The 18,815-nt window shown below is 36.1% G+C and carries 13 protein-coding genes and 1 riboswitch; of the genes, 6 read left to right on the top strand and 7 right to left on the bottom strand.

Annotation, left to right across the window (positions count from 1 at the left end; all coding sequences use genetic code 11):
* Positions 1–54: 54 nt before the first annotated feature.
* The 5 genes from J0L69_11495 to J0L69_11475 all read right to left on the bottom strand — a co-directional run bounded on the left by J0L69_11495 (position 55) and on the right by J0L69_11475 (position 6,061).
* On the bottom strand, positions 55–1,086 hold the full coding sequence (locus J0L69_11495; GenBank protein MBN8693814.1) for a hypothetical protein: 1,032 nt from the start codon (positions 1,084–1,086) through the stop codon (positions 55–57).
* Positions 1,083–2,057, bottom strand: a complete 975-nt coding sequence (locus J0L69_11490; protein MBN8693813.1) for a T9SS type A sorting domain-containing protein — start codon at positions 2,055–2,057, stop codon at positions 1,083–1,085. The genes J0L69_11495 and J0L69_11490 overlap by 4 nt, the downstream gene beginning before the upstream one ends.
* The gene (locus J0L69_11485; GenBank protein MBN8693812.1) at positions 2,057–3,034 is read right to left on the bottom strand and encodes a DUF4465 domain-containing protein; all 978 of its coding nucleotides are present in this window, start codon (positions 3,032–3,034) and stop codon (positions 2,057–2,059) included. The genes J0L69_11490 and J0L69_11485 overlap by 1 nt, the downstream gene beginning before the upstream one ends.
* Before the next feature lie 11 nt (positions 3,035–3,045).
* Entirely contained in the window at positions 3,046–4,992 is a 1,947-nt protein-coding gene (locus tag J0L69_11480) for a TonB-dependent receptor (GenBank protein MBN8693811.1), read from the bottom strand.
* A gap of 97 nt (positions 4,993–5,089) precedes the next feature.
* A riboswitch (cobalamin riboswitch) is annotated at positions 5,090–5,279 on the bottom strand.
* A gap of 14 nt (positions 5,280–5,293) precedes the next feature.
* Positions 5,294–6,061: a phenylalanine 4-monooxygenase gene (locus J0L69_11475; GenBank protein MBN8693810.1), complete on the bottom strand. Its 768-nt coding sequence runs from the start codon at positions 6,059–6,061 to the stop codon at positions 5,294–5,296.
* Positions 6,062–6,324: 263 nt separating this feature from the next.
* On the opposite strand from J0L69_11475, the gene J0L69_11470 reads away from it, so the two are divergent.
* Both J0L69_11470 and J0L69_11465 read left to right on the top strand, forming a co-directional pair.
* Positions 6,325–8,100 carry a glycoside hydrolase family 3 C-terminal domain-containing protein gene (locus J0L69_11470; GenBank protein MBN8693809.1) on the top strand — a complete coding sequence of 592 codons (1,776 nt, stop codon included), beginning with the start codon at positions 6,325–6,327 and terminating at the stop codon, positions 8,098–8,100.
* 28 nt (positions 8,101–8,128) lie between these two features.
* The gene (locus J0L69_11465) at positions 8,129–9,277 is read left to right on the top strand and encodes a serine hydrolase (GenBank protein MBN8693808.1); all 1,149 of its coding nucleotides are present in this window, start codon (positions 8,129–8,131) and stop codon (positions 9,275–9,277) included.
* A 47-nt stretch (positions 9,278–9,324) separates the two neighbouring features.
* Here J0L69_11465 and J0L69_11460 read toward each other — a convergent pair whose 3' ends face one another.
* Complete coding sequence (locus J0L69_11460) at positions 9,325–11,412, bottom strand: dihydrofolate reductase (protein MBN8693807.1); 2,088 nt, start codon at positions 11,410–11,412, stop codon at positions 9,325–9,327.
* A gap of 95 nt (positions 11,413–11,507) precedes the next feature.
* A complete protein-coding gene (locus J0L69_11455) occupies positions 11,508–13,583 on the bottom strand; it encodes a tetratricopeptide repeat protein (GenBank protein ID MBN8693806.1) in 2,076 nt (691 codons plus the stop codon).
* Positions 13,584–13,663: 80 nt separating this feature from the next.
* Here J0L69_11455 and J0L69_11450 point away from each other — a divergent pair, with 80 nt between their 5' ends.
* From J0L69_11450 to J0L69_11435, 4 genes are all read left to right on the top strand, one after another.
* Positions 13,664–14,269: a hypothetical protein gene (locus J0L69_11450; GenBank protein ID MBN8693805.1), complete on the top strand. Its 606-nt coding sequence runs from the start codon at positions 13,664–13,666 to the stop codon at positions 14,267–14,269.
* A gap of 349 nt (positions 14,270–14,618) precedes the next feature.
* Positions 14,619–16,301, top strand: coding sequence for a formate--tetrahydrofolate ligase (locus J0L69_11445; GenBank protein ID MBN8693804.1), 1,683 nt, complete (start codon positions 14,619–14,621; stop codon positions 16,299–16,301).
* Positions 16,302–16,309: 8 nt separating this feature from the next.
* Positions 16,310–17,146, top strand: a complete 837-nt coding sequence (gene fdhD, locus J0L69_11440) for a formate dehydrogenase accessory sulfurtransferase FdhD (protein ID MBN8693803.1) — start codon at positions 16,310–16,312, stop codon at positions 17,144–17,146.
* Positions 17,147–17,156: 10 nt separating this feature from the next.
* On the top strand, positions 17,157–18,809 hold the full coding sequence (locus J0L69_11435) for an NAD(P)H-dependent oxidoreductase subunit E (protein MBN8693802.1): 1,653 nt from the start codon (positions 17,157–17,159) through the stop codon (positions 18,807–18,809).
* Positions 18,810–18,815 lie beyond the last annotated feature (6 nt).

The following is an 18,815-nucleotide window of genomic DNA, read 5'->3' as shown; positions in this document are numbered from 1 at the left end:
ATAATTAATAGTAATATAAGGTAAAAAGGAGATTTGTTTTGATTTAACTTGCGTTTATTCAAAATAAAAACCTGAAGCATTGATGCCGGCTTTAAATGTGGTTTTTTGATTTCCTGCTGAAGAATAAACCATAATAGTCGATTTTTGAATGTAATCAATGGCATCGCTAACATAAATATCATTATTGTTTACATTTACGGCAAGCCCATAAAAAGTATGACCGCTACCGCTAATAAACGATGAAGTCGGCAAATTAGTATCACTAATACCCATTTTATAGATATGCGTATTAAGGAAATAAACAATATCGCGTGTTGAATTAATGCAAAGATTCCCCGGTTTGTCAGAACCGTTAAATGTAAACGCTGTTTCAATTTGTAAGTTCACCGGATTTATTCTGGTAAGTTTTGCTAAGGTGCTTGTGCTGCTGTTTCCTCCGCTTAATACCCAAAGTTTCGAATTTTTATCTAAGACGATGCTTCCTGCATTGGGGCCAACTAAAATACTATCGCTGATTTGATCTGTAATGGTATTAATTACATATAAGTAATCCGACTTCAAATTTGTGACGAAAGCTTTGTTAAAGAGTAAAAGCATTTGTTCATTCCAGCCATTTAAAGGAATGCTGCCTGATTTTGTATTGGAATTTAAGTCCAATATAGAAATGGAATTAGCATACAAATCGCTTACATATGCTTTGTTCGGCGAAACAGGCAGAATATAACGCGGCGAATTAAATCCGGTAATGGTTAATTGATGTTTGAAATTGTCAGGAGATACGACTGTTATTTTACCAGAATTGTTTACAACAATATAATAGTGGTTGTTTATTTTTATCATACTCTGGCAAACATCGCCAAGTGCCGCATTATTGTTTTGTGTTTTATAAATATCCTGAATAACATTTCCACTCTCTGCTTCATATAAACTTACCGAAGCATTGTTGCTACCATAATTGCCTTCGTTAGTAATGTACACTTTGGCGCCATTACCTAATGATACTTCCGGTTGCAATTGTTCATTCGGTTTGTCTTTTACACAAGAAGTAAGAAGAGCAAAGAATAATATGTAAAAGGTTATTCTCATTCCTTAATGATTTTTTTAGAGCAAACTTGATTTCCTGAATGTATACTGATAAAATAAATACCTGAACTGAGTTCGCTCATGTTTAGCACTGCCAAATTAGATTTGAATTCATGTTCCATGCGAATATTTCCAAGTACATCGGTTAAAATTACAGAAGCTGTTTCGTTAACACCTTTCAATTGTATGTTTATCTGGTCTTTTGCAGGGTTAGGGTAGAAACTAAACAAGGAATTATTTTCTAGTTCATGAATACCAACCGCTTTTTGATGGATCACGCCTACAGCATCTAAATCAAATCCTCCTTGTGGAAAAGGCGTTGGCCAGGGGTCGTTAATCGCGTTGTTGTTGGAGTCAAAACTAACGTAAGGAGGCATTACATTCCCAATTACATCAATGATTTTAACGTGTGTTATATTGTCAATGTCTAATTGCGGTGATGAGGATAATTCTTGTAAATCAAATGGTGTTCCGTATAATGCACGATATTTTCCTGCCAGATTATTAAGTTTAGTCGCATCCATATTCGCATTGTTATCGAACTGCGGATTTAAAGGCGAGTTAGAAACCGATGGAAAGCGCACAAAGTTGATACCATCGCTGCTTACTTCAACAAAAGCTAATTCTAAAAATGAATCGTTAAACGCATTCTCAAAAACTGCAAAATCATAACCCGGACCATTTGAAATTGGAGCGCTAAATGTTATGATGGCACTTCCTCCGTCACCCAAACTTACAATTCCTGCATCGGCTTTTCCAATGGCAAAGGAGCTATCACCTACTGTAACAAGTCCTAAGTTTGTATTGGAAATATCTTGATAACCCCTAGTTACTTTACATTCTTTTGCCCATGCAATAAATGCATTACTGTCTGTATGCATGGCAATTGAATTAGCGCTTCCCACCGGTCCATGAAATTGAGCCGAGGAAACAAGCGCGAATAAAGTAAATATAGTAAGGAGTAATGACTTCATTAATTTTTAATCAATTTATAAGTGTGTTTGTTTTCCTGATGATTCATTTCGATGAAATATAAACCACTTGTCAGTTCGCTGATGTTTAATTGGAAATTGTTTGGTCCGGCTTGAATGTTTTTGTTTTCTTTCCTTACTTCAATTCCAAGCGCATTGATGATTTTTATTTCCGCATCAAATGTTTCGTTGGAAATAAGAGAAAAGTAAATGTTGTCAGATGCAGGATTCGGGTAGGAATTAAACTGAGCAAACAAAGTGTTTTCTTTTATCCCCACAACTTTACTGGTCGTGAAATTGTCGATATTAAAGAATGCAGGTGTGTTCATTCCAAAACTTCCCACATCGCTTGAATACATAAAAAACTGAATACTGTCAACCACACCGAGATTACTACAATTTACCCATTGCCATGTTTTTAAAATGTAATCTAACGAATTATTACTTGAACGAAAATCCGCTAAATAGAATTCTGTGCTATCTGTTTTCATGGTGCCGCCTAAAAAACCTTTAATGGTAATCTTAAACCAATCCGGATCGTTGCCTGTTGTTCCTCCGAATTTTTTCGCGAAGGCATCACCATTTTTCATTGATTTATAGGCATAAGTTGAGTTAGTAATATAAAATCCGTCTACTTTGTTATCGGTAGATGTTTTTAAACGAATGATTCCATTGTTTTGCGCGCTTACATAATAATTGGAGTTGTTATAACCTTTTCCTGCGGCGCAATTGTATAGATTCATAAATCCTCCATTGGCAGTATCGTTTTTGTTGGTATAGGAAAATCCCTTACTCCAAAAGCCACCAAAGTTGGTATCCCACTCATATTGAAATACTGCATTGTTGGTTTGCCAGTCTTTTGTTGTAGAGTTGTAATAAAATGAATCAGCGGGTAAGCTAAAAGATTCGAAATCGGCTACAGTCTGAGCATAAGTCTGCACAAGGAAGAAAGCTAAAAATAAAGTAATTGTTTTTTTCATAAGCTTGATTTTTATATTGAATTGTTTTTGTTTTTTGGTTTATAATAATTAAGAGTTAATCCAAATTCATAGTTGCGCAACGGCATTGGTCTTTGGTCAATTATTTTGTAATCTGAATTAAACAGATTGTTAATATGAATAGCGGTAGTTGCATTTAAGTGATTTATTTTAAAAGTATAACTCATTTTAAAATTGGCTACCTGATAAGGTTGCAGCCAGCTGTTGTTATCACTGCTTGTAAAACGGTATCCAATGTAATTATGATAATAAGAAAGTGTAAATTGTTCGTAGGCTAAAATAAAACTTCCACCGTAATTGTAACGTGGTGTGTAAATTAATTGCTTGTTTACCGAAGCATCATTAATTAAATTAGACTGAATAACGTTCGACAACACATAAGCGCTGTTAAACCCTATTTTGCATAGTAGCGATTTATGATTGTAGGCTATAAAGTTTGATGTTTCTGTACCCCTGCTGTAAACCTTTGCTAAATTGATAGGCGTTGGATTTCCTCCCGGACCCGGCACCCAGGCAATCCAATTACTGATGGTTTTATTGAAGTAGGTCATTTCTGATTGTAGTATAAAATCATTCGTTTGTTGTTTGAATTCAAATCCTCCCTCGTAAGTCATACCTTCTTCCGGTTTTAAATCCGGGTTGCCGCCATTGGCCCAATATAAATCATTAAGTGTTGGCAGACGATATATCTTGGCGGCGTTTAATTTTAACTTAAGATTTTTGAATGCTAAAAAGTATAAACCGGTATTTCCCGTAAACGGAATTTCAAATGCATCTGAAAACTCCTTTCTTAAATGTAATTCATATACCAACTTTCCATTCAGCATATTCAATTGGTAACCTAATAAAACCGCTTGCTTAGTAAGTTCGGGATTGTTTTGAATGTAGTTATTTGTTTGAGCATTATAATTGGTGAAGTTATAACCCATGTAAATCTGATGTAGTTTTCCTAAATTATATTTAGCGTCTGCTTCCGCTATAAAGGTTTTTGTTTTGCTATTTGAAAAAATTCCTGCGAGGCTATCGGTGTAGTTAAGTTGATCATTAAAGTAAGCAACGCGTACCGACGGTGTGATGTTTTTACCTGTATAATGCCAATCGGCAGTTAGTTTTAAGTTGTCATCTTCCTGTGAGGCTTTACTTGTTTTATTTCCCAGAGTAGGAGGTAGGTTGCGGAAACTTTGTTGGTACCAGGCTTTTACATTGATGGATTGATTTTTCAATAGCATCCAACTTATTTCCTGCAGAAATCCTTTTATTACATAATTCGCATGTAACTGTCTTTTTAACGTACTGTCTTTAAATTCAAAATCATTTTGGGCTTCATTAAAATAAACCTTTGTATTACTACTGAATTTTCTATTCGAGAAATGTAATAATGAGTTTAATTTTTTATTTGCATAAGAGCCTAGTCCGAGATTTAATAAAGTGCGGAATCCTTTTTCAAACTCATTGTTGTTATTTAAATGAATACTTCCTCCCATCGCACCGCTTCCCCAAGTGGCGGCGGAACCACCGTATTCAATTCCGATTTTATCAAAAATAAAAACCGGTAATTGCGAGAAATCATTTTGTCCTAACATAGGATTCTGAATGTTAAAGCCGTTCCATAACACAGGCGATTGTGAAGCGTTTCCTCCTCTGAAAGCAGCAGAACTTAAATTACCGGGACCATAATTCTTAATGAATACTGGGGAATTAACGGATAAAATATCAGACAGGTTTTGTTGGAGAAAGTTTTTTGATGTTATAGAATCGAACATCTGTGTTTTTTTAACGGCATTAAATTGCTTTGGTTTGATGCTGGTAATGGTCACCTCATTCAAATCTACGCGTAAACTGTCTTTGCTCTGTGCTTTTAATGAAGTACAAAGACAGTTTAAAGCGAGGCATAAAATGCATACTTTAAAAACAGATATGTTGTTTTTACATAAAATCATCACAAATAATTATTCTATTCGAACAATCATTTGCATCAATACGGGAAATAAAAAACAATTATACTTTAATTGCCTTGTGGCTTCACATCCCGAAAGCTACAAATTTGTTGTTAGTGGCAGGTCTTCTGACTTATCTCTTTCGGTAGCCTTCCCGTTTAAAACAGTGGCGTAGAATTACCGAAATCATTTGAGAATCACAGCAGCGGGTACTGTTTGCGAATTAGATTGCTCTTCACGCAATTCCCTATTAATCTTTTTAAAAAAGAACCATTAACACAGCAAATATATAAATTTTTGCCGACTATCCAATATAACTTTTCTCCTTGCTAAATGATTCCTCATGGATAAGACGTTCCAGCTCGTCCATACAATTGTATAATTGCTTAAAGGAATCAAGAACAAAATACTTATCCTGGATTTTATCATTTTCAAAATCCGTATTTATTATTGCATGTACATCAAAAGGCAAATGTTGAGGCGTAGAGCTGAGTGCGTATTTACTTTCCCCATTGGAGGAAATAATTCCTGCACCATATATTTTTAGCTCGCCCTTAAATTTTACCAGCCCGAACTCTATGGTAAACCAGTAAAATCTTCCTAATTGATGAAGAATCTTGGCATCATCACTGTGTTTTACGCCTAAACGACCAATTCTTTCAAAGAGGTTAGTGTATTCTTTATTTACTAAAAGCGGAACATGCCCGAACACATCGTGAAACATATCAGGTTCAGGCAGATAATCCAATTCATTTAGTTTTCTCAACCAGGTTGTTGCCGGAAATTTTTTATTGGAAAGTAAATTAAAGAAGTCGTATTCATTAATAATACCCTCTACGACCTCCAGGCTCCAGCCGGTTTTAGCCATGAGGATGGCATCAACTTCCCTAAAGTCGGGAATTTTTTCAGAGCTGAATTTAATTTCTTCCAAAGCACTTAGGAATTCGGGTGCCGCATTTTTTTCCAAAAGTTCCTTTTGGCGATTAAACAGTGTCGACCATACAGCTTTATCTTCAGTGCTGTATGTGTCGTAGTCTTGTTTCATGTTTGGTTTTAAATTGTAAGTTTTCATATGGTTGTTTGATTGGTTTAAAAAATAAAAAACCCGGCTGTGAACCGGGTTTAGCATTATATAAAAAAGGTGAATAATCAATAATGATAAAGCATATCGGTTCTGCCGGATAATTGAGAATACCAATAATATGCTTTGTTAAAATTCATGAAGCAAATATACTATAATCTTGATTCAAAACCATAATTGATTAAAAATCCTCTGTTAAAAACATTTATACATGCTAAAAAACCTTTTTGCTCTATTGGGTAACTTTAGGAACTGTGAGAATTGTATTATCAGCCATAGGGCTTAGTTTTTTATTGTTTTTAGGCGCATCCTTTAAGCCGCCTAAAGACAATCGTCCGGATTTTTTGCAAAGTGAATTGCGTTGGGTGGATTCAGTATTTGATGCTCTAAGTCCCGATGAGCGAATTGCGCAATTGTTTATGGTGGCTGCTTACAGCAATAAAGACATGAAACACGTTCGTGAAGTGCGGGAATTGATTCAGAAATATAATATTGGCGGACTCATCATGATGCAGGGCGGACCACTCCGTCATGCTAAGCTTGTGAATTATTATCAGAACATGGCAAAGACACCGCTCTTACTGAGTATCGATGGTGAGTGGGGATTAGCCATGCGTTTGGATAGTACACCTCGTTATCCTCGTCAAATGGCATTGGGCGCCATCCAAAATGATTCTTTAATTTATTATATGGGGCGTCAGATTGCAAAGGAATGTAAACGAGTGGGACTGCATGTAAATTTTGCGCCGGTTATTGATGTGAATAATAATCCTGAAAATCCTGTTATTGGAATAAGAAGTTTTGGAGAAAATAAATATAAGGTGGCGGAAAAGGCGTACATGTATATGAAAGGAATGCAGGACGAACATGTAATGGCCAATGGAAAACATTTTCCTGGACATGGTGATACGGACGTAGATTCACATAAAGCACTACCAACCATTAAACACAGTCGTGAGCGATTGGATTCCCTTGAACTCTATCCTTTCCGTTATCTCTTTGAAAGAGGTTTAGCAAGTGTGATGGTGGCTCATCTGAGTATTCCGGCATTGGATACAACTCAAAATTTAGCTTCAACTTTATCTCCTAAAGTGGTAACAGATTTGCTGAAGAAGGAAATGGGTTTTAATGGCCTGGTCTTTACCGATGCTTTGAATATGAAAGGTGCTTCAAAGTATTTTCCGCCGGGTGTTGTGGATGTGAAAGCATTGTTAGCGGGTAACGATGTGCTGTTATTTTCAGAAAGTGTACCTGTGGCAATGGAAGAGATTAAAAAAGCAATTGCTTCAGGATTAATTACACAAGAGGAAATTAATGAACGCTGTAAGAAAATTTTAAAAGCCAAATATTGGTGCGGATTAAATCAAAGACAGCATGTTCAATTAAAAAATATTTATGAAGAGCTGAATACGCCGGAAGCGGAGGCTATCATCGCTAAATTAGCGGAGGCTACCATGACTTTATTAAAAAATGATGGGGGATTACTGCCTTTAACGCAATTAGATAAATTGAAAGTCGCTGAAGTATCGATTGGTGTTAAAGAGGAAAATGTATTTACCAAATCATTAATGAACTACTCTTCTGTTAAGCATTTTGGAATAGAGCATGACTCACCAAAGAAGGAAGTCGATTCACTTTTTGCGCGATTGAAAAATTTCGATGTTGTAATATTGCAAATCAATAAAACGAACTTGAAGCCGGTAGGTAATTTTGGAGTATCTGCTCAAAGTATGGCGGTTATCGATTCCATTTCCAAATTAAAACCAACAACAGCGGTTGTTTTTGGAAGTCCGTATGTTTTAAACGCTATGAATTCAACCCAAAATTTGAAATCCATTGTTATGGCTTATGAGTACACGAACTACAGCCAGAAAGCAGCAGCAGAAGTTGTCATGGGTGCCATTAAAGTAAATGGAAAATTACCTGTCACAACCAAAACGTTTAAATACAACACCGGAATAGAGCTCAATCCGATACGTATACAATTTGTAACGCCGGCGCAAATAGGCGTTCAAAAAAAAAAATCTTGATCGAATAGACAGTATCGTAAATTACGCGATGACGGAGAAAGCATTTCCGGGTTGTCAGATTGTAGCGATTAAAGATGGCAAATTATTTTTCCAAAAATCATACGGAAATTACACTTACGAAGCGGGCTCGCCAAAAGTGAGTAATTCTACGATTTACGATTTAGCTTCCGTAACTAAAATTGCATCATCGGCATTATCTCTCATGCGCTTAACCGGCGAGAAACAATTTGATTATAAAAAAACCTTATGTGAATATTTACCGGAATTGAAAAGTTGTAATAAAGAGGATATGATGATTGAGGAAGTGCTCACACATCAGGCGGGTTTACAAGCATGGATTCCGTTTTGGCTTCGTACCATCGATAAACAAGGAAATTATAAGCCGGGAATTTATAGCGACAAGCGTACCGAGGAATACTCTGTGCAAGTAGCCGAAAATTTATACGTAAAAAAAGAATTCAGAGACAGTATTTTCAGCCGTATTATCAATAGTAAGGTGGAGAATAAAGGAAAATACCTTTACAGTGATTTGGGATATTATTTTATTCAGCGCGTAGTAGAAAACATCACCAAGCAACCCTTGAATGATTATGTGTCGAATACATTTTATAAGCCAATGGGATTGGGGTTGACATATCTACCATTACAATCTCATAAGGCAAATGAAATTGCGCCAACAGAAAATGATGTAAAATTCAGGAAGCAAATTGTGCAAGGTTATGTTCATGACCCGGGAGCAGCGTTGTTGGGTGGAGTAGCAGGGCATGCCGGATTATTTGGAAACGCAACTGATTTAGCCATTCTCATGCAAATGTATTTAAACAAAGGAGAGTATGCCGGCGTGAGGTATTTGGATAGTAATGTAGTGAAAGATTTTACCGGTTGTCATTTTTGCGGTACAAACAGAAGGGGATTGTGTTTTGATAAGCCGGAAACAGATCCTAAGAAGGAAAGTCCGGTTACTGAATTATGCAGCGCAGATAGTTATGGTCATAGCGGATTTACCGGAACATTCACCTGGGCTGATCCTAAAAATAATTTGATTGTAGTTTTCTTATCGAATCGTGTTTATCCTGATGCCGAGCAAAACAAACTTACTAAGCTTCATATTCGCGGAAGAATTCACCGCGCATTTTATGAGATGACCAATCCTGTTTCTTATTCTTACCTCAAATAAAAAAGCCGCTGATAATTCAGCGGCTTTTAAAATCAGTTGATTGTTTTTTAATTAATAGCGGGAAGTAATCCGTAATCTTTTCCATACTCAAGCATTTGAGTAGAAAAATCAGCCGGATAAGAAATTTTCACATCAATTATTTTTCCGTCTTTCATAACAGGCGTTAATTTTGGTTGGATAAATCCTGCATACGGAGCGATATTTAATTTGCTGTAACGATCCAAAACTTCCTTGTGTAAAGCAGGGTCGATTTTTACACCGTAATTTTCAATTAAATTACGTCCCGCTTTATAATCACCTTTTGATTTAATTCGTTGAAGTTCGCGTAATAAATCGCCGAATAAAGTGCGTAGTTTTTCATAGTCATTTACTACAAAAAATGTTTTTCCATCTCTTACTTTTTTCTCAATCACATTATCTTTCTTTCCGTTTTCATATGCCCACAAAGCCACCATTTGACGGTTACGCATGTGTGCTTCTTCAATGTTGTTACCAAGTTTGATACGAGAAGTTTGAATTAATAAGCCTTTAGTGATGTATTCATCATACGCTGCTTTTCCATAATCTAAAGAAGGCATTACACCTAAGTCAACTAACTTCTGATCCATTAAATAATAAAGTGCTACTAAATCCGCGCGGCCTTCCTCCAATGCACTGGCGTAATTCTTTAATGTTTCGTGTGGTTGTCCAACACCTTCTTCAATTTGTCCGCTTGCGTGACCAATTACCTCATGCATATCTGTATGTAATTTGTCAGCCAGACCGGCACATTTTTTTACGCGCTCAGCGATTTCAGGTGTGAAATAGAATTCATCTACTACACTGCCGCCCGCTGCTTGTTCATAGGCTTCCACAATATTACCTAAGTTAACGGATTTAGAACCGTGAGTTTCACGAATCCACTCGTTGTTTGGTAAATTAATTCCAATAGGCGTAACCGGTCCGGAATCACCTGATTCCACCACAGCATTAATTACTTTAGCTGAAATTCCTTTTACACTTTTCTTTTTATGTTCAGGTAATATGGAAGAATTATCTTCAAACCACTGAGCATTTGCTCCAATGGTAGCAATACGTTTACTGGCTTCCATATCCTTTACAGATACTACCGCTTCAAAAGAACCTTTGCGGCCTAATGGATCTTGATAAACTTCAATAAAACCATTTACCACATCAATAGCGCTTTCGGTATCCTTTACCCAAGCGATGCAGTATTCATCAAAATCTTTTAAGTCACCGGTTTTATAGAACTTAATTAGTTTTTCAAGCGCTTCTTTTTGCGCGGCATTTTCAGCCACAGTAACCGCTTTTTCTAACCAAAACACAATTTTCTCGATAGCTGCGGTGTACATATCTCCAACCATCCACTTTTTCTCTACAATTTTGTCACCCTCTTTCACTAATTTGCTGTTTAAACCTTGCATCACCGGAGTTTTGGAAGTTTTATCCGTTTGCTTTTCGTAGAAAGAAGTTACTTCAGCTTGATTAACGCCTTCATAAAAGTTAACAGCCGATGATAAAACAAGGTCTTTGCTCGGATCTAACTGTACTTTCTTAACTGAAATAGTTGTATCGTAAATAATCGGAATAATAAAACCAACGAGGTTGTCGACCGATTCATTATTCATTAATGGTAATTTTTTTGGATCCGTTTTTTTAATCAAGTCGATAAAATATTCCTTAGAGCATTCAGGAATGAATTTATCACTGCTGTAATGATGATGAATACCGCTGCTAAACCACACGCGTTTTGCATATACTAAGAATTTCTGAAACTCAGGATCGTTTGCATTGTTATTGCTACCGTCAACGATTGCTTCCAGAATTTTTCTAATAGTAAGATTATACTTATAGTTTTGATCCCACGTAATGTCGCGTCCGCATAAGGCCGCTTCATATAAATAATATAAAAGTTCTTTTTGTTGCAGCGAAAGCTGGTCGAAATCTTCTACTTTATAACGTAAAACACGTAAATCAGCAAATTGCTCTGCAATGTATTTAAACTCTTCTTCAGGTTTAAGAGTATCGCTTACGTTTGCTTTTTTTTCAAGCACAGATAATTCGTTATTGTCGGATTGACATGAGCTCAGGGCTAAAGCCAGACAAAAAGGAATAATTAGTTTTTTTGAGTTCATAGGGATGAATTTTTACGGATACAAGGATAGTATTTATAGACCTTTTTTCCAATAAAAATCCACTGAGAAATGTCAAATTACCCCATAAAGGGGGATTAGATGCGGAAGCCAATTACGCAAACATCATCAATTTGTTCTTGCGGTCCTTTCCATTGCATAAACGTATCGTGAATAGCCTGCATTTGAACTTCAGGTTTTTCGTTGTTTTTAGCTAATAGAAGTTCCTGAAATTGTTTGTATTTGAATTTTTTTCCTTTTGGTCCGCCAAACTGATCGGCATATCCATCGGTAAATAGGAAAATAGAATCCCCGCTTTTAACCGGTACTGCGTGTGTGGCGAAAGGTTTCGGGTGATCAGATTTACCAATTGGCTGTTTGTCGGCCGTTATTTCAATCATGTTTTTATCATTGGTAAACCAAAGCGGATTATTGGCACCTGCCCATGAAACTGTTTTTGTTACATTATTAACCACGCATAAAGAAATATCCATTCCGTCTTTTACATCCGCATCACTTTTCGCAAAAGTTTCCAAAATCAAATCACGCGTTTTATCGAGGATTTTTCCGGGGTCGGTTAAGTTAAATTCTAAAACCGCGCGATTAAGTGCATTCGAACATACCACACTTACCATAGCACCCGGCACACCATGACCGGTACAATCAGCCGCGGCAATAAAAACTAAATGGTCTTTATGTTCCATCCAATAAAAATCACCCGCAACTATGTCTTTTGGTTTGTAATAGATAAAAGAATCTTTGAGAAAGTTTTGAATATGTGAGAGTGGGGGAAGAATGGCATCCTGAATTCGTTTGGCGTATTGTATACTGTCTTTTATGTCTTTATGTTGTGATTCGATGATGTTGTTTTTTTCAGCCAACTGCGTATTGATTCGGTTTTTTTCGCGGTTTTGTCGGATTAGAATAAATGCAGCACCGGCGACAAACAATAGTACAATTCCAATTAAGGAAATAGCTAATTTTTGTCTGTCACTTTCTACATCTTTCACTTTAATTTTTTCGCTTAGTAGTTTATTTTCGTTTTCCTTTTCGCTGAGTTCGTATTTTTTTTCAAGTTCAGAAACAGCCAATTGATTTTCGGAGTTAACTAAAGAATCTTTAATTTGCATATGTTGTAAGATATCCTCATATGCCTCCTTATGTTTTTTAATATCCGCATAGATGGCGGCTCGATTGAGCAAAAGTACATTCAGATTGGTTTTATTATTTCGTTGACTTTCTAATTCAAATGCCTTGTTAATATAATCCAAAGCTTCTTTGTGATTTTTAAATCTTCTGCATAATTCTGCACTATTTGAGTACGAGTTAATCAAATGTTCTATGTCTCCGGTTTTTTGATAGTATTCAATTGATTTTTTATTGTATTCGATGGCAGCCGAAAGATTGTTTTTATGAGACTCCAGTTTGCAAAGGTTATTATAAGCATTGGCAATTAAGTTATAAGAATTAGTTTCTAATGAAAGCTGAAGCGATTTTTTAAGGTTTTGTTCTGCTTTAAATAAATCACCTAATTCAATATGTACTAATCCTAAATTACCAAGATCGCCGGATAACTTTACTTTATCATTTTGAATAGTATAAATATCAACGCTTTTTTGCCAGTATTCAGAGGCTTCTTTAAAGTGCCCGAGGTAATAATTAATCATGGCCAAATCACCGTAGCCCACAGCAATTCGTATTAAATCATTGGTTTCTTTCCATTTATTTAAAGCATCATAATATAATTCGGCCGCCGTTTCGTAATTACCTGAATAAAGTTGTAGAAAGGCTTTTTCTTTCAGGCACATGGCTTGTGCAATTTTATTTTTGGTTTCAATTGCTTTAATCATCAATTTAGTAATTAGATCGCTAGCCTCATTAAATTTTTCAGCAGCAATGAGTACCTGTACGTGGGCAATACCAATGCTTAATTTTAAACGGGAGTTCTGGCTGAATTTTTCTGTAACATTAATACAATATTTTTCAGCTTGTTCTAAATCTCCATTATTTTTTAATGGATTAATAATATTGTTGATATAATTAGAAACCTTAACAGAGTCATCCGGACTGTTTTTTATTATACGTTCGATAGAATCAATGTTCTGACACCTAATTGCAGAATTAAGCGCTAATAGAATTATGAGCGAAAACAGACAACGCATAAAAGGACTCACGATAAATATAGTAAAATATTTTTTAGTTTAAGTTTATATTTTTATTATTGCTGTATAACTAATTTTAAAACATAAACATTATGGCATTAGGAACAGTAGAAACAATTGATGCAGCAGACCCGTCAGTAGGTACAGTTGCAGAAGCAGAGAGCGGAAAAACGTATCCGTATAACGATAAGGATTTCGCGACAAAAGGATTACAAGTTGGAGATCCGGTAACGTATGATATTGACTACACTGTAGATAATCCAATTGCAACGAATTTGCAAAAGTATGTACCAACTACCACAGAAATTACTACTCCGGTAGCTGGACCGTATAATGTAGCGAATGGAGAAACATTAAAAGTAAAAGGAGGAGGAAAAATTACAGGTGCGATTACAGTAAATAGCGCCAACCTTATTGTTGAAGACGGAGGCACTGTAGAAGGTGATGTATCTGTTACTAATCAGGGTAATGTAGTAGCCAGAAAAGGCGGTGTAATTAAGGGGGCTATTAACGTAAATCACGGTTCTGCTTTAAAAGTGGTGAACAAAGGTGTTATTAAAGGAGCCATTAATGTTAATAATGCTAACCGTTTAATTATCGGCAACGATAATGGAGGTGGTATTGTTACCGGTGCGATTACGATTGAACGCGTTAGAAGAGTAATTATTACCGCAACATCTACAATTAATTGCGCTTAATTACCAATTAAACAATTATAAGAACCCCGAATTTTTCGGGGTTTTTTGTTTTATACATGGCACTAAGGCAAAGCTTAAACTTTTGGGAGATTTGAGGTTAATTGGTAAGGAGGTTAAAATATAGCTTTTTTGAAGCGTTTTTTAGCGTATTTATTTTGAGATTCGGATAATTTTCGCAATATTGAAGGTATAAAAATCAATGTTTCTTTTTCATGATTAGATTACTTGCTTTTAATTTAAGTCTGATTTATTTTTACTCATCGTTATTTACTCATCATAATACTATAAAGCAAAGTTCAACGATTTAAAACAACATAAACACCAGCGATTATAAAAATCCAAAATTAATATGACAGCAAAACCAAAATCAGATCTTGAGATTGCACAAAGTGCAAAAATTGATCATATCAATAACATTGCTAAAAAAATCAACATTAACGTTGACGATCTCGAGCATTATGGAAAATACAAAGCGAAATTACCGCTTTCACTTATTAATGAGGAGAAAATTAAAAAGGCGAAATTAATTTTGGTTACTGCTATTAGTCCTACTCCTGCAGGTGAAGGAAAAACAACAACCTCTATTGGCTTAACAGAGGGAATGAATAAAATCGGTAAGAAAACAATAGTTGTTTTACGCGAACCTTCTTTAGGGCCTGTATTCGGAATTAAAGGTGGCGCTGCCGGCGGCGGATATTCTCAGGTTATTCCTATGGAGGATATTAATCTGCATTTCACCGGTGATTTTAATGCCATTGAAAAAGCGAATAATTTATTATCAGCTTTAATCGATAATAACATTCAAAGTAAAACCCGCAATTTGAATATCGATCCGCGTACCATTGTATGGAAACGTGTTATGGACATGAACGATCGTTCACTTCGCGACATTGTAATTGGCTTGGGTGGTACCGCTAATGGAATTCCTCGTCAGGATGGATTTAATATTACGCCTGCCTCTGAGGTGATGGCGATTCTTTGCATGTCGAAGAATTTCGAAGATTTAAAAACTAAACTCGGTAATATTTTTATTGGATTTACATTCGATAAAAAGCCGATTTATGCGCGTGATTTAAATGCACAAGGCGCAATGGCCATACTTTTAAAGGATGCTATTAAGCCTAATTTAGTTCAAACACTTGAAGGAAATCCTGCGATTTTGCATGGCGGACCGTTTGCTAATATTGCTCAGGGAACCAATACAATCATCGCTACTAAAATGGGATTATCATTAGGTGATTATGTTGTAACAGAGGCTGGTTTTGGTGCTGATTTAGGTGCTGAAAAGTTTATGGACATAAAATGTGGTTATGGTAATTTAGCTCCGGATGCAATTGTATTAGTGGCCACCGTTCGCGCATTACGTCATCATGGCGGCGCTAAAAAAGAAGAATATAACACAGCAAGTTTAGATCGCGTTAAAAAGGGATTCGAAAACTTGGAAAAGCACATGGAGAATTGCATGAAATTCGGGATTACTCCTGTTGTTGCAATCAATAGTTTTATCAGCGATTCAAAAGAAGAAACGGATTATATTATTCAACAATGTGCTGATAAAGGTGTGAAATGTATACTTAGCGAATGTTGGGCAAAGGGTGGAGAAGGTACTACCGACTTAGCAAAAGCGGTGGTTGAAACCATTGAATCAGGTAAAAATAAATTTAAACCACTTTACGATTGGAATTTATCAATTGAAGATAAAATCAAAACTATTGCTACAGAAATTTACGGAGCGGACAACGTAGAATACACCGCGGCAGCTCGTGCCGGATTGAAGAATATTAAAGAGTTAGGCTACGATAAAATGCCTGTTTGTATGGCGAAAACACAAAAATCGTTTTCCGATAATGAAACTAAGATAGGCCGGCCACGTAACTTCAATATTACTGTCCGAGAGTTTGAATTTGCTGCCGGTGCCGGTTTTGTTATTCCAATTTTAGGTGAAATGATGCGAATGCCTGGTTTACCTGCCATTCCTGCATCTGAAGGCATGGATATTGATGCAAACGGAAAAATCACGGGTTTATCTTAAGATATGATATGAGTACACTCAACTATAAAGGAATTAAATACACTCATGAAGAGTTTCATGAGGTAAATGATTCTTTAGTGGTTGAAGGGTCTCTTAAAATATTTATTAATGGTGAAGTTTTTACCATTACCATGCGTTGTCCGGGTAACGATGAAGAATTGGTTAGAGGATTGCTTTTTACGGAAGATGTTTATAAGGATAAAAACGAAAATCCGGTAATTGAAATTCTTAAGAAAGATAATCTAGATCATCCGGTGGAAGTGAATGTTAAAATTAATCCGGAGAAAATTCGCGACAATTATTTAAACAAACGAAATCTGTTATCCGTTACTTCATGCGGTATATGCGGTAAAACCGAATTAGAAGATTTACACAACACTTCACATGCTTCCGTTTTATCGTCTGCTCAGTTGGATCCGGCCTTAGTTGGAAAAATGTTTGACAGCATGAATTCCAGACAAAGTACTTTCAAGCAGTCGGGCGGTTCTCATGCATCCGCTGCATTTACTCTACATGGAGAATTGTTAAGTCTGCAAGAAGATATTGGCAGACATAATGCCGTTGATAAAGTGATTGGTGACTTACTGATTGGAAAAAAATTAAATGAGGCCAAATGTTTAATTGTAAGCGGACGCATCTCCTATGAAATTGTAAGCAAATGCTTCATCGCCGGAATTCCATTTTTAGCATCTGTATCTGCACCATCATCTTTGGCTGTAGATTTTTCAAAGGAACTTGGTATTACGTTAATGGCTTTTTGCCGAAACAATTACTTTACGGTTTATAGTCATCCCGAAAAAATAAAGGATTTAAAAGAAAACAATAATTGGCTAAAGGCCATTTAAAAATATTGATATGTCAAAAAACTTAAGTGAATTATCCGGAAGAAAAGGTTTAACCGAAAACTTGTTTGAGGAATTGGGCGTTGCTGCTAAACGCACCGGCACACCTTCAAAAGCCGAAATGGAAAAACTGGCTAACGAATTTTTAATTGGTAAAGCGAATGTATACGGTGCTGCCAGCTTCTATGATTTTTTGAGAGAAGAGAACAAGGGAAAGAAAGTTTATATATGCAATGGTAGCTCTTGTTTAACAGCGGGAACTCAGGAAGGATTAAGAAAAAAATTAGAACGTAATTTCAAAAAAGATGAAATAGGAGAGATGTGTTGTATGGGTCGTTGTCACGAAAACAACACGTTTAATTATAATGGAAAAAATTACTCAGGAACCGACATTTCTAAAATTGCGCAAATAAAAAAGGGTAAGTTTAAGAGTGAAGGTACTTACAATACCACTCACATCGGTACTCAAGTTCTAACCGGACATTTTCCGGGTATTGATGAATATTATTTTACATTAGGTGAAGCTCTGAAACGTTCACCGGATGATTTACTGAATGAGTTAAAAGATTCAGGGTTACGCGGACGAGGCGGTGCCGGATTTCCAATATCTTTTAAATTGGAATCGTGCAAAAACACAGAAGGAAAAATAAAATTCATTGTGTGTAATGCCGATGAAGGTGATCCGGGCGCTTATTCCGATCGTTATTTATTAGAACAACAACCGCATTCTGTATTGTTAGGAATGATGATTGCCGGCTATATCACTGGTGCAAATACCGGAGTTCTTTACATCCGTGCCGAGTATCCGGAAGCGATTGAAATAACGCAAAAAGCGATTGATGATTTACGCACGAAAAAATTACTGGGCGAGAATATACTTGGTGCAAATTTCAATTACGATTTTAAGATTATCCGTGCACAAGGCGCCTACATTTGCGGCGAAGAAACTGCTTTATTAAATTCAATTGAAGGACAACGTCCAGAAGTTCGTGTTCGTCCCCCGTTTCCTACTCAGCAAGGTTTATTTAATAAACCAACTGTAGTAAACAATGTGGAAACATTAGCATGCATTCCGTACATCATTAAAAACGGCGGTAAACAATTTGCTTCGATTGGCCGCGGAAGATCCACCGGTACTAAATTAGTTTCTCTGGATAGTTTCTTTAATAAACCCGGCGTTTATGAAGTGGATATGGGTACTCCACTCGACGTAGTTTTTAAAAAGTTAGGCGGAGGATTTAATAGAAAAGTAAAAGCCATGCACATTGGCGGACCATTAGGAGGGTTAGTTCCATTAACTAAAGTGAAAAACTTAACGGTAGATTTTGAATCCTTTGCGGAAAATGGATTTTTATTAGGTCATGCTTCAGTAGTTTGTTTACCTGAAAAATTTCCTATCATAAAATACATTGAGCATCTGTTTCAATTTACGGCACATGAAAGTTGTGGAAAATGTTTCCCGTGTCGCTTAGGTTCTACCCGAGGATATGAGCTCATCAACAAAGCACGTACTTCCAAATACAAAATTGAAAAAGAATTGCTTAATGATTTATTGGAAACCATGGAGACCGGGTCGTTGTGCGCATTAGGAGGTGGATTACCATTACCAATAAAAAATGCTTTGCAATACTTCGATAAAGAATTAAAACAATATTTCACTAAATAAATTACG

The sequence above is a fragment of the Bacteroidota bacterium genome (assembly GCA_017303905.1).
Lineage (GTDB): Bacteria > Bacteroidota > Bacteroidia > B-17B0 > Aurantibacillaceae > JAHEYG01.
The sequence above is the reverse complement of the archived record's forward strand: the minus strand, read 5'-3'. Positions and strand labels throughout refer to the sequence as shown.

Coding starts and splice junctions, on each gene's coding strand:
- J0L69_11495 (MBN8693814.1), bottom strand. CDS start 1,086: ATGAGAATAACCTTTTACATATTATTCTTTGCTCTTCTTACTTCTTGT.
- J0L69_11490 (MBN8693813.1), bottom strand. CDS start 2,057: ATGAAGTCATTACTCCTTACTATATTTACTTTATTCGCGCTTGTTTCC.
- J0L69_11485 (MBN8693812.1), bottom strand. CDS start 3,034: ATGAAAAAAACAATTACTTTATTTTTAGCTTTCTTCCTTGTGCAGACT.
- J0L69_11480 (MBN8693811.1), bottom strand. CDS start 4,992: ATGATTTTATGTAAAAACAACATATCTGTTTTTAAAGTATGCATTTTA.
- J0L69_11475 (MBN8693810.1), bottom strand. CDS start 6,061: ATGAAAACTTACAATTTAAAACCAAACATGAAACAAGACTACGACACA.
- J0L69_11465 (MBN8693808.1), top strand. CDS start 8,129: ATGACGGAGAAAGCATTTCCGGGTTGTCAGATTGTAGCGATTAAAGAT.
- J0L69_11460 (MBN8693807.1), bottom strand. CDS start 11,412: ATGAACTCAAAAAAACTAATTATTCCTTTTTGTCTGGCTTTAGCCCTG.
- J0L69_11450 (MBN8693805.1), top strand. CDS start 13,664: ATGGCATTAGGAACAGTAGAAACAATTGATGCAGCAGACCCGTCAGTA.
- J0L69_11445 (MBN8693804.1), top strand. CDS start 14,619: ATGACAGCAAAACCAAAATCAGATCTTGAGATTGCACAAAGTGCAAAA.
- fdhD (MBN8693803.1), top strand. CDS start 16,310: ATGAGTACACTCAACTATAAAGGAATTAAATACACTCATGAAGAGTTT.
- J0L69_11435 (MBN8693802.1), top strand. CDS start 17,157: ATGTCAAAAAACTTAAGTGAATTATCCGGAAGAAAAGGTTTAACCGAA.